We start from the raw sequence: 10,749 nt of genomic DNA, 5'->3' as shown, positions 1-10,749 counted from the left end.
GCAGGCATCGCGGCCGCAACCGTCTGGCGCCTCAACACCAGCGTCCTCGAAGGCATCAACAACCGCATCAAGGTCATCAAGCGGATGGCCTACGGTTTCCGGGATGACGCCTACTTCTTTCTCAAGATCCGCGCCGCCTTCCCCGGAATTCCGTGATGAACCAAAAAAGAACCCGGTCCGATCCGGGCCTTTTCAGGACGGATCCGCGACCGGGCCAAGGGTGGCTTCCAGGGAGGAAGCGGGGACCGGGACCGGCGCACGACCGCGGTCCCGAAACGGGGCCGTCGCGGCGGCCACATCCCGCACGCGACGATGGCCCCAGGGTGCCGGGTCGAACGGAGGTGTGCATTGACGGGACGCAACGCTCGTGTCGGGTCCGGGGCGATCGGCGCTACCCGCCGACACGGTCGTCGGGGCGGGCCGACGGCGGCAGGTCCTCGACAGCGCCCCGGTTTCCAGGGGTCGGATCGCGCGGGAACGTCTCGTGGACCGCGGGCTCGATCACCGTGCCCGGCCAGAACGGCACGCCCGAGCGGTAGGCGGCGCGTCCGATCAGATGCGCCCCGATCGGCGCGGTGGCGATCAGGAACACGACGACGGCGATGGCCTTGACGGTCACCGTCCCCACCGGGCTGCCCACGGCCAGCGCCACCGCGAGCAGGCCGACGCCGAGGGTGCCGGCCTTGGTGCTGGCGTGCATGCGGGTGTAGACGTCCGGCATGCGCACCACGCCGATCGCCGCCACCAGACAGAAGGCCCCGCCCAGCAGCACGAGGGCGGCGGCGATCCATTCGCTCAGGGGGGCGCCCAGCGGGGCACTCAGGGCGGCGCTCATGGTCCGTCTCCCGTGTCGTTTCGGCTGTCGTCCACGGGGCGGCCGCCATCGGGGCGGTCGCGCTCGGCAAAGCGAGCGAACGCCACCGTGCCGAGGAAGGCGATCAGGGCCAGGGCGATCGCGGCGTCCATATAGGCGGTGACCCCGACCGCCAGCGCGAACAGGACCAGGAAGGCCACCAGCAGGGCCGAAATCAGGTCCAGGGCGACGACCCGGTCCGGCAGGGTACACCCCCGCAGCAGCCGGAACACGGTGAGGCACAGGGCCGCCAGCAGCATGACCCCGGCCAGCACCACGGCGACGTCCAGCGGGCCGTCCAGACGCGTTTCCAGGACCGTCATCGCAGCGCCTCCAACACGCGGCGCTCCATGCCGGTCTTGAGGGCAGTGCGCGTGGCGTCGGCGTCCTGGCCGGCGAACATGGCGTGCACCAGAAGGGTGTTGCGGTTCTCGCTGACATCCATCGACAACGTCCCCGGTGTCAGCGAGATCAGGTTCGCGGTCATCAGGATTTCCGCGTCGGTGCGGGCGTCCAGGGGCATCTCCATCAGGCGGGGCCGTGCCATGAGCCGGGGTGTGACCACGTCCCAGGCCACGCGCACACTGGACACCACCAGATCGTACAGAAAATAGGCCAGCAGGCCGATCACGGCCAGCAGCCGGCGCAGCACGCGCATCATGGCGAGGCTCCTCCCAGCACGGCCCGAACATAGGCGTCGGGGGTCACCAGGTGGTCGGCCGCCACCTGGGCGGCGTCGAAGAACGGTCCCGGCATCAGACCGATGACCACCGTGATGGCGGCCAGCGCCAACGCCGGCGTCAGCAGCGCCGCGGTCGCCGCGGCACCGAGCGCGGGCACGGTCCCGGTCGCCGCCGGCGTTCCCGCCGGGGCCTCCTTCCAGAACGCCTCCAGCCAGATCTTGGACATGGAGAAGATGGTCAGCAACCCGACCACCAGCGCGACGGCAGCCACGATGTAGAGTTCGGCCTCCAGGCTGGCCTGGACGATCAGAAGCTTGGCCCAGAACCCGGACAGCGGCGGGATGCCGGCCAGCGACAGCGCCGGGATGAGGAACAGCACCCCCAGCCACGGCCGCGCCGCCCACAGCCCGCCGATTCGGTCCAGGTCCTCGGAGCCGGTGCGGCGCGCGATCAGGCCGCCGATCAGGAACAGGTTCGCCTTCACGACGATATGGTGGAACAGGTAGAAAATACCGCCCACGATCGCCAGAGGCGTGTAGATCGCCAAGCCCACCACCATGTAGCCGATCTGGCTGATGATATGGAATGACAGGATGCGCCGGATGCCGTTCTGCGCCGCCGCCCCCAGCACCCCCACGGCCATGGTCAGGCAGGCCCCGACCAGAAGCACCGCCTGGATCGAGGGGTGGCCGGCATCGAACACCAGCGTGAACACCCGCAGCAGGGCGTAGACGCCGACCTTGGTCAGCAGCGCCGCGAACAGCGCCGAGGTGGTCACCGACGGCGTGTGATAGGCCGCCGGCAGCCAGAAGAACACCGGGAACATGGCCGCCTTGGCCCCGAAGGCGAACAGCAGCAGCGCGGCCGCGCCCAGAATCGCCACCTCGTCCTGGCGGCCGGGCACGATGCCGTGGAGATCGGCCATGTTCAGCGTTCCGGTGGCGCCGTACAGCAGGCCGACGCCGGTCAGGAAGGCCAGGGTGGCGATCAGGTTCAGGCCCACATACTTGACCGCGCCGTCGATCTGCGCCTTGCCGCCGCCGATCACCAGCAGGCCGAAGGAGGCGATCAGCATCACCTCGAACCAGACGTAGAGATTGAACATGTCGCCGGTCAGGAAGGCGCCGCAGACACCGGCCAGCAGGGCCTGGGTCAGGGTGTGGTGACCGCGCCGCTCCTCGTTGCGGGTCACGTCGGCCAGCCCGTAGACCGCCACCGCGACGGCGACGATGCCGGTGATGAGCACCATGGCGGCGGACAGCAGGTCGGCCACCAGGGTGATGCCGAAGGGGGCGGGCCAACCGCCCATCTGGGCGGCGACCGGCCCGCCCTGCAGCACGGTGACCAGCAGCAGCACGCTGGCGATCAGCAGGGCCACCGCGCCGGCGAGCGACACCAGACGGGCCACGGCGGCCCGACGCCGCAGCATCAGGCACAGCACCGCCGTGGCCATCGGGATCAGGATCGCGGCGGCGAGCATCATGCCGGGCGCTCCGTTTCGGCGGCGGCGGTGGGCGTGGGGGCCGGGACCGGCTCGGCATGGCGCATGGCGTTCATCTCGGCGGTTCCCAGGGCGTTATAGGCGCGGAAGGACAGCGCCAGGGCGAAGGCGAACAGCCCGAACCCGATGACGATGGCGGTCAGGATCAGGGCCTGCGGCAGGGCGTTGCCGACCGGCCCGCCCGGGGCCAGGGCGCCCTCGGGGATCAGCGGCGGCGCGGCATAGGTCAGGCGACCGGCGGCGAAGATCGCCAGGTTGGCCGCGTTCGACAGCAGCACCAACCCGAACAGGAACCGGACCAGGTAGCCGGACATCATCAGGTACGCGCCGGCGGCGACCAGAAGCCCCACCAGCGCGGCGAGGATCAGTTCCATGTCAGCGGTCTCCTCCGTCCACGGTCCGGTCGATCGTCCGGTCCATCGTCTGGTCGATCGTCTTCGGGGCACCGCCCCCGCGGCCCGCGCCGCCCTCGTCGGGCTCGCACTCGAGCGCGGTGGCGGCTTCCTCCAGCGCGAACAGCACGCCGCACACGGCGCCCACCACCACCAGATAGACCCCGACGTCGAACAGCAGCACCGAACCGACCGGCAGGCCCGACTTGCCGCCGTCGGCGGTCTTTTCGATCAGCGGCCACACCCCGGCCAGGACGTGCCCCTTTGCCACCGCTCCCCACAGGCCCGCGAGCAGGGCTGCGCCCAGGCCCAGCGCCGCCACCGTCAGCGGGCGCAGCCGCAGCAGGCGGCGGGCGCGCGCGACACCCTCGGCCTTCTCCAGCAGCGCGAAGGCGGTGGCGGCGACCAGACCGCCGATGAAGCCGCCGCCCGGCTCGTTGTGGCCGCGCAGCAGGATGTAGACCGAAAACACCAGCAGCAGCGGCGCCAACGCCCGCGTCGCCGTGGTCAGGATCAGCGAGTTCACGGGCGCCTCCCCTTGGTGCGGCGGGCCGTCAGGGCGGCGATGGCGGCAACCGCGGCGATCACCACCACCGCGATTTCGCCCAGCGTGTCCAGCGCCCGGAAGTCCACCAGGATGACGTTGACGATGTTGCGGCCCAGGGCCTCGGGCGCGCTGTTGGCCTCGAAGTAGGCGGTCAGCTCGCGGCCGAGGTCGCCACCCAGCACCGCCACCAGGGCCACCGCGACGCCCAGCCCCAGGGCTGCGGCGAGGGCAGCGTCGCCCCAGCGTCGCGGCAGGCCGGCCGGGATCCGCGGCAGACGCAGCAGGGCGATGGCGATGAACACCACCACCAGGATCTCGATCAGCAACTGGGTCATGGCCACGTCGATGGCCCCGTACAGCACGAACAGGATCGCCACCCCGGCGCCCACCGCCCCCAGGGCGCAGATCGCCGCCAGTCGCGAGCGGGTGAGCACGATGGCCACGGCCGACACCGCGATCAGGCCGACAATCGCCCAGTGCAGCAGCGGCACGTCGATGTCGAACGCGGGCCACGGCCCGGTCCCGGTCAGCACCGCGCCCCAGATCAGCAGCGCCAACAGCGCGAAGGTCACCCGCAGGTAGACCGTGATGCGCCCACCCTGAATCACCCGGGTCTGCCAGGCCGCGACGCCCTTGGTGGCCGACAGGGCGGCGTCATAGCCGCCCTCCGCCGCCGGCAAGCCACCGGCTTCGGCGCCGGCCAGGGCCCGTCGAACACGGGGCGCCAACAGGTACAGCGTGAGACCCAGGGCGAAGGTCAGCAGGCTCAGCAGCAGCGGCAGGTTGATACCATGCCAGAGCTTGAGGGTGAGCGCGAACGGCTCGCCCAGGATGGCGGTGGCGATCGGCTCGATCAGGGTGCGCCCCAGCAGCAGGTCCGGGAACACGCCGAAGGCCAGCCCCAGCACCGCCAGCACGGCCGGCGGCAGCCACATCCCCACCGGCGGGTCGGCGGGGCGATCCTTTGGGGCGCGGCGCGTGCGGCCGACGAAGGGGCGCACCGCCACCAGGCCGGCGCAGGCGACCATCAGGGCGTTGGCGAGCACGGCGGCGCCGGCCACGAACACCGGTTCCGAGGCCACGGCAAGGGCCCCCTCGTACTTCAACTCCTTGCCGATAAAACCCAGGAACGGCGGGAAACCGGCCATCGACAGGGCCGCCAGGGCGGTCAGCGTGGCGGTCAGCGGCATGGCGCCGGCGAGTCCGCGCAGCGCGTCCACCTCGCGCGAGCCGGCCTTCTTGTCCAGCACCCCGACCAGCAGGAACAGGCTGGCCTTGTACAGGGCATGGACGATCAGGAACGTGGCCGCCGCCTTCACGGCCGCCGGATGGCCGCCGCCCAGGAACATGACCAGGGCACCCAGGGCCATGACGGTGGTGTAGGCCAGCATCAGCTTGAGGTCGGTCTGGCGCAGCGCCCAGACCGAAGCCAGCAGCATGGTCACGGCGCCGACCAGGGTCAGGGTCCAGATCCACACCTCGGTCCCGCCCAGGGCTGGCGACAGCCGCGCCAGCAGGTAGACGCCGGCCTTCACCATAGTGGCCGAGTGCAGGTAGGCGCTGACCGGCGTCGGCGCCGCCATCGCGTTGGGCAGCCAGAAGTGGAACGGGAACTGGGCCGACTTGGTGAAGGCGCCCAGCAGGACCAGAACCAGAATGCCGAGGTAGAGGTCGCTGGCGCGCAGCACATCGCCCATCAGGGCCATCTCGGACAGGCGGAAGGTGCCGGTCTCCAGCCCCAGCAGCAACAGTCCGGCCAGCAGCGCCAATCCTCCCAGGCCGGTCACCAGCAGCGCCTGCAACGCCTTGTCCCGGGCCTCCTTCTTGGCATGGTCGAAGCCGATCAACAGGAACGAGGTGACCGTCGTGCCTTCCCAGAACACGAACAGCGTGATCGCGTCATCGGCCAGGACCAGCCCCAGCATGGAGACCGCGAACAGCATGAGCAGCGCCTGAAGCCGTGTCAGCCGCGGATCGCCCTTGAAGTAGCTGGCGGTGTACAGGAACACGCCCGCGCCGATCCCGGTGATCATGAGCGCGAAGGCCAGCGCCAGACCGTCGATCAGGACCGCCAGTTCGATGCCCAGACCGGGCACCCACGGCACCGCCCAGGTCAGCACCTCGCCGCGTGCCACCGCCGGCACGAACCCCAGGAACCACGCCGCGGCCAGCGCCGCCACCAGGGCCGGGAGGAAACGCAGGCCGGGAATGCCCGGCGGGGCGGAGCGCGCCTGGTGTGCGGCGGGAGAGGGGTCGGTCATGGGTCCTCCGGACGCGTGGGTCCAGGCGTTGAGGGTCGACAACACAAGCCCGTGTCCCGGGTGAGGGGCACGGGGCGAACGCCGCGAAATCGGATGAGGGACGCGAGCGGCCCACGGATCGACCGGACCGCGCCCGGGGGGACGCGTGCCCACGCCGACGCGGGGCCTGCCCTGACCGCAGGCGGGACGCCGGTCGTCTCACGCGCCTACTGAGATAAGGGAAACGGCGGCTGTCTCAAGACCGATGGCGCCGAAAAAAACGCAACTGAACCGGCCTTTTTGCAGCGCACAGGCGGCGGGACACGCGATCCGGATCCGTCCGCTGACCCGGAGAACGAGTGACCTCGGTCCACATGGTGCGCTCGCCGGCCGCGTCAGTCCCCGGCATGAGTCCCCGGCATGAGTCCCTGGCATGGACTCAGACGGCCCGTCTGAGTGAACCGCTCGGCCCCCATACCCCCATGATCCACAGCAACAGCCCGGTCGAAGGCCGCCATCCTGGGACCTTCAGGACGGCCGCGATGGCGGCGTCGGAGTCGCACCGGGCAGCCTCCGGAAAAAACCAGGGCGGTTCAGGCGATCTCCCGCCCACGCTCTCACGGCCGGCGCTCAGGCGGGGTGCGGATCAGACCGCCAGGTACTCGTGCCGCAGCTCGGCGTTGTCCAGCACCTCGCGGGCGCTGCCGTCGAACACCACTTCGCCCATGTCCAGGATCACCGCCCGATCGGCCATGTTGAGCGCGGCGATGGCGTTCTGCTCCACGATCACCGTGGTCATGCCCAGGTCGCGGACGCGTTCGAGGGTCTTCTCGATCTCGCGCACGATCACCGGCGCCAGCCCCTCGTAGGGCTCGTCGAGCAGCAACAGCTTGACGTCGCGCGACAGCGCGCGCGCGATCGCCAGCATCTGCTGTTCGCCCCCGGACAGGGTGGTGCCCTCCTGGTTCTTGCGCTCGCCCAGGCGCGGGAACAGCTCGTAGACCTGCTCCAGGGTCCAGCCGCGCGGGGGGGCGATCTGGGCCAATTGCAGGTTCTGCTGCACCGTCAGGCCGGAGATGATGCGCCGGTCCTCGGGCACCAGGCCGACACCCAGGCGGGACGCCTGATGTGCCTTCATGGTGTGCAGCGGATGGCCGTCCAGCCACACCTCGCCGGCTGCCAGATGCGGCGCGTCGAGGCGGGCGATGGTCCGCAGCGTCGACGTCTTGCCGGCGCCGTTGCGGCCCAGAAGCGCCAGGATCTCGCCCTCGCGCATCTCGAACCCGACCCCCTGCACGACGTAGCTCTCGCCGTAGTAGGCTTGCAGCCCCTTGGTCGAGACGTAGGCGGGGGCCCGGTCGGAACTCTGGTTGGAGGCGACGGCGTGGGCCTGCGCGCCCCCGGGGTGGGCTTTCGTCAGGGTCTGGTTCATACGTGCGCTCCTCCCAGATAGGCCTCCTGGACCCGCGAATCCCCGCGGATCTCCTCGGGCGTGCCTTCCACGATGGGGGTGCCCTGGGCCATCACCGTGACCCGCCGGGCCAGCGAGAACACGACGTGCATGTCGTGTTCAATGATGATCTTCGTGACCCCGTGTTCCTCGGTCATGCGGGCCAACAGGTCGATGGTGGCGTTGGTGTCGGCGCGCGACATGCCGGCCGTCGGCTCGTCGAGCAGCACCAGTTTGGGGTCCTGGACCAGGCACATCGCCAGCTCCAGTCGCCGCTTGTCGCCGCGCGACAGGTTGCCCGCGTGCTGGTTGCGCTTGTCGGCGAGGCCGACACTCTCAAGCATCGCCTCGGCCTGCGCGCGGGCGTCGGCCTGGGCGTCGACCCGACTCCAGGCGTTGATGCGGAAGGCGCCGTCGCGCACCGCCAGGGCGGGGATGGTCACGTTCTCCAGCAGCGACAGATCGGTAAAGATCTCGGGTGTCTGGAACACCCGGGCAACCCCGGCCTGGTTGATCTGATGCGGGCTGAGGCCGAGCAGCGAGCGGCCCTGGAACTTGACGGTCCCGGTGTCGGGGCGCAGGCGGCCGACGAAGCAGTTCAGCAGGGTCGACTTGCCGGCGCCGTTGGGCCCGATGATGGCGTGGACGGCGCCTTCCTCGATGTCGAGGTTGACGTTGTTGAGCGCCTTCAGGCCGCCGAAGCTCTTGTTGACGTTCTGGACTTGCAGGATGCCCATTGCGGCTGTCCTCCCCCTTACTCGGCTGCCTGGGGCGCGGCATCGCCGGCGCGGCCGCCGCCGCCCCCGCGCGGGCCGCGCCCGGTCATGTCGACCAGCCGCTTGCCGCCTTCGATCAGGCCGCCCGGCAGGAAGATCACGATGATCATGAACAGCAGGCCGAGGGTGAGGTGCCAGCCCTCGCCGACGAACAGGCCGGCCACGGACACCACGGCGCCCTCGATGCCGTCCGGGAGGAAGGCGAAGATGCCGTGCAGGGTCTGCTCGTTGAAGGCCGAGAAGATGTTCTCCGAGTACTTGATGAGGCCCGCCCCGATGATCGGGCCGACCAGGGTGCCGGCGCCGCCCAGGATCGTCATCAGCACCACCTCACCGGAGGCGGTCCACTGCATGCGCTCGGCGCCCGCCAGCGGGTCGGTGACGCACAGGAGACCGCCGGCGAGCCCGGCGTACATGCCGGAGATGACGAAGGCCGTCAGCGCATAGGGCCGGGTGCTGACACCGGTGTAATTGAGGCGGTTCTGGTTGGTCTTGATGGCCCGCAGCATCAGGCCGAAGGGTGAGCGGAAGATGCGGATCGAGATGTACATGCCGATGATCAGGAAGGCGGCACAGAAGTAGAATCCGGGCATGCCGTTCATCTCGACGCCGAACAGCGTCGCCACCAGGGAGCCGTCGGCCTCCCCGCGGCCGACCATGTGGTCGAGGATGCGCGGATCGTCGTTCAGAACGCGCAGGCCGGTCTCACCGTTGGTGATCGGCGTCAGCACCGAGTAGGCGAGGTTGTAGGACATCTGCGCGAACGCCAGGGTCAGGATGGAGAAGTAGATCCCGGTGCGGCGCAGGCTGATGTAGCCGATGACCCAGGCGAACACGCCGGTCGTCACCACGGCGAGGGCGATGGCCGGGAGCGGGTTCATGCCCAGCAGCTTGAACGACCACACCGCGGTGTAGGAGCCCACGCCGAGGAACGCGGCGTGGCCGAAGGACAGGTAGCCGGTCAGCCCGAACAGGATGTTGAAGCCCATCGCGAACAGGCCGTAGATGGCGAACTTCTGCATCAGGTCCGGGTAGCCGGCGCCCAGCGGCGCCAGCCAGATCGGCATGGCGAGCACGACCACGGCGAAGACGACGAACAGCAGGTGGTCGTTGCGGGCGGTGGCTTTGACGGGTTTCATCGCGGTTAGCCCTCCATCACACCCTTGCGGCCCATCAGGCCGCGGGGCCGGACCAGCAGGATCACGACCGCGACCAGATAGATGATGATCTGGTCGATGCCGGGGAAAATGCTCTTGACCTCGGTCATGGACGCGAACGACTGCAGGATGCCGAGCAGGAAGCCTGCGGCCACCGCGCCCGGCAGGCTGCCCATGCCCCCCACGACGACGACGACGAAGGACAGCACCAGGAAGTCCATGCCCATGTGGTAGTCCGGCGGCAGGATGGGCGTGTACATGACACCCGCGAGGCCGGCCACCACGGCCGCCAGGCCGAAGACGACGGTGAAGCGCTTCTGAATGTCGATGCCGAACAGGCCCACGGTCTCGCGGTCGGCCATGCCGGCACGCACGACCATGCCGAAGGTGGTCAACTGCAGGAAGGCGAAGACACTACCGATGACCAGCGCGGCGAACAGGAAGTAGACCAGGCGCCACCAGGGATAGACGATCTGGCCGGGCTCGAAACCGAACATCACGCCCACGTCGGCGGCGGTGCGCAGGGCATCCGGCGGGGTCTGCGGCAGCGGGTTGGCGCCGAACAGCGTTTTGATGATCTCCTGCAGCACGATGGCGAGGCCGAAGGTGACCAGGATCTGCTCGGCGTGCGGCCGCTTGTAGAAGAACTGGATCAGGCCCCGCTCCATGACCAGCCCGATGACGATCATCACGGGAATGGCCGCCAGAATGGAGACCGGGACCGAATACTCCAGGATGAGCAGCCCGGTGTCGCCCAGCCAAGAAACGATATAGGGCTCGCGGATCTCGACCGGCGTGCCCCACGGGGTCAGCTGGGTGGGATCCTGGGTGACCTGCTCCAGTCCGATCAACTGGTTGACCGTCACGGCACAGAACGCCCCCAGCATGAACAGGGCGCCATGGGCGAAGTTGACGACGCCCAGGGTGCCGAACACCAGCGTCAATCCGAGCGCGATCAGGGCGTAGGCGCCGCCCTTGTCGAGCCCGTTCAGGATCTGGAGAAGGATCGCGTCCATCCCGTCAGACTCCTTCTAGCGTCAGGAAATTCTTGCATCCGGAGCCGGCCGGCCGCGCGCGCGGCGATGCCCCGGATAGAACGGGGGCGGCCGCCCCGGCCCGACCGGGGCGACCGCCATCCTTTCGGGTCACA

12 protein-coding genes are annotated in these 10,749 nt (G+C 69.6%); 1 reads left to right on the top strand and 11 read right to left on the bottom strand.

Going from position 1 to position 10,749, the window contains the following annotated elements:
- Nucleotides 1–6 precede the first annotated feature (6 nt).
- Entirely contained in the window at nt 7–156 is a 150-nt protein-coding gene (locus GGD88_RS03995) for a transposase (protein ID WP_425502569.1), read from the top strand.
- 235 nt (nt 157–391) lie between these two features.
- Here the strand turns inward: GGD88_RS03995 and mnhG are convergent, their stop codons facing one another.
- The 11 genes from mnhG to GGD88_RS03940 form a co-directional block, all read right to left on the bottom strand.
- Nucleotides 392–835 carry a monovalent cation/H(+) antiporter subunit G gene (gene mnhG / locus GGD88_RS03990; protein ID WP_184431946.1) on the bottom strand — a complete coding sequence of 148 codons (444 nt, stop codon included), beginning with the start codon at nt 833–835 and terminating at the stop codon, nt 392–394.
- On the bottom strand, nt 832–1,176 hold the full coding sequence (locus GGD88_RS03985; RefSeq protein ID WP_184431944.1) for an MrpF/PhaF family protein: 345 nt from the start codon (nt 1,174–1,176) through the stop codon (nt 832–834). Before GGD88_RS03985 ends, mnhG begins: the two co-directional genes overlap by 4 nt.
- Nucleotides 1,173–1,514 (bottom strand): Na+/H+ antiporter subunit E, encoded by a 342-nt coding sequence (locus GGD88_RS03980; protein ID WP_221236985.1) that lies wholly within the window; start codon nt 1,512–1,514, stop codon nt 1,173–1,175. The genes GGD88_RS03985 and GGD88_RS03980 overlap by 4 nt, the downstream gene beginning before the upstream one ends.
- Nucleotides 1,511–3,019 carry a Na+/H+ antiporter subunit D gene (locus tag GGD88_RS03975; protein WP_184431942.1) on the bottom strand — a complete coding sequence of 503 codons (1,509 nt, stop codon included), beginning with the start codon at nt 3,017–3,019 and terminating at the stop codon, nt 1,511–1,513. The genes GGD88_RS03980 and GGD88_RS03975 overlap by 4 nt, the downstream gene beginning before the upstream one ends.
- On the bottom strand, nt 3,016–3,411 hold the full coding sequence (locus GGD88_RS03970) for a Na+/H+ antiporter subunit C (RefSeq protein WP_184431940.1): 396 nt from the start codon (nt 3,409–3,411) through the stop codon (nt 3,016–3,018). The genes GGD88_RS03975 and GGD88_RS03970 overlap by 4 nt, the downstream gene beginning before the upstream one ends.
- 1 nt (nt 3,412) lies before the next feature.
- Nucleotides 3,413–3,955 (bottom strand): MnhB domain-containing protein, encoded by a 543-nt coding sequence (locus GGD88_RS03965; RefSeq protein WP_184431938.1) that lies wholly within the window; start codon nt 3,953–3,955, stop codon nt 3,413–3,415.
- Nucleotides 3,952–6,237 carry a hydrogen gas-evolving membrane-bound hydrogenase subunit E gene (mbhE, locus tag GGD88_RS03960; RefSeq protein WP_184431936.1) on the bottom strand — a complete coding sequence of 762 codons (2,286 nt, stop codon included), beginning with the start codon at nt 6,235–6,237 and terminating at the stop codon, nt 3,952–3,954. Before mbhE ends, GGD88_RS03965 begins: the two co-directional genes overlap by 4 nt.
- A 625-nt stretch (nt 6,238–6,862) precedes the next feature.
- Complete coding sequence (locus GGD88_RS03955; RefSeq protein ID WP_184431934.1) at nt 6,863–7,648, bottom strand: ABC transporter ATP-binding protein; 786 nt, start codon at nt 7,646–7,648, stop codon at nt 6,863–6,865.
- Entirely contained in the window at nt 7,645–8,403 is a 759-nt protein-coding gene (locus GGD88_RS03950) for an ABC transporter ATP-binding protein (protein ID WP_184431932.1), read from the bottom strand. Before GGD88_RS03950 ends, GGD88_RS03955 begins: the two co-directional genes overlap by 4 nt.
- A 17-nt stretch (nt 8,404–8,420) precedes the next feature.
- Nucleotides 8,421–9,581, bottom strand: a complete 1,161-nt coding sequence (locus GGD88_RS03945) for a branched-chain amino acid ABC transporter permease (RefSeq protein ID WP_184431930.1) — start codon at nt 9,579–9,581, stop codon at nt 8,421–8,423.
- A gap of 5 nt (nt 9,582–9,586) precedes the next feature.
- Nucleotides 9,587–10,615, bottom strand: coding sequence for a branched-chain amino acid ABC transporter permease (locus GGD88_RS03940; RefSeq protein WP_184431928.1), 1,029 nt, complete (start codon nt 10,613–10,615; stop codon nt 9,587–9,589).
- Nucleotides 10,616–10,749 lie beyond the last annotated feature (134 nt).

It is taken from the genome of Roseospira goensis (genome assembly GCF_014197795.1).
Classification (GTDB): Bacteria; Pseudomonadota; Alphaproteobacteria; order Rhodospirillales; family Rhodospirillaceae; genus Rhodospira; species Rhodospira goensis.
This window is presented reverse-complemented; position numbering and strand designations above follow the sequence as displayed.

Coding starts and splice junctions, on each gene's coding strand:
- GGD88_RS03985 (WP_184431944.1), bottom strand. CDS start 1,176: ATGACGGTCCTGGAAACGCGTCTGGACGGCCCGCTGGACGTCGCCGTG.
- GGD88_RS03950 (WP_184431932.1), bottom strand. CDS start 8,403: ATGGGCATCCTGCAAGTCCAGAACGTCAACAAGAGCTTCGGCGGCCTG.
- mbhE (WP_184431936.1), bottom strand. CDS start 6,237: ATGACCGACCCCTCTCCCGCCGCACACCAGGCGCGCTCCGCCCCGCCG.
- GGD88_RS03980 (WP_221236985.1), bottom strand. CDS start 1,514: ATGATGCGCGTGCTGCGCCGGCTGCTGGCCGTGATCGGCCTGCTGGCC.
- mnhG (WP_184431946.1), bottom strand. CDS start 835: ATGAGCGCCGCCCTGAGTGCCCCGCTGGGCGCCCCCCTGAGCGAATGG.
- GGD88_RS03940 (WP_184431928.1), bottom strand. CDS start 10,615: ATGGACGCGATCCTTCTCCAGATCCTGAACGGGCTCGACAAGGGCGGC.
- GGD88_RS03975 (WP_184431942.1), bottom strand. CDS start 3,019: ATGATGCTCGCCGCCGCGATCCTGATCCCGATGGCCACGGCGGTGCTG.
- GGD88_RS03945 (WP_184431930.1), bottom strand. CDS start 9,581: ATGAAACCCGTCAAAGCCACCGCCCGCAACGACCACCTGCTGTTCGTC.
- GGD88_RS03955 (WP_184431934.1), bottom strand. CDS start 7,648: ATGAACCAGACCCTGACGAAAGCCCACCCCGGGGGCGCGCAGGCCCAC.
- GGD88_RS03970 (WP_184431940.1), bottom strand. CDS start 3,411: ATGGAACTGATCCTCGCCGCGCTGGTGGGGCTTCTGGTCGCCGCCGGC.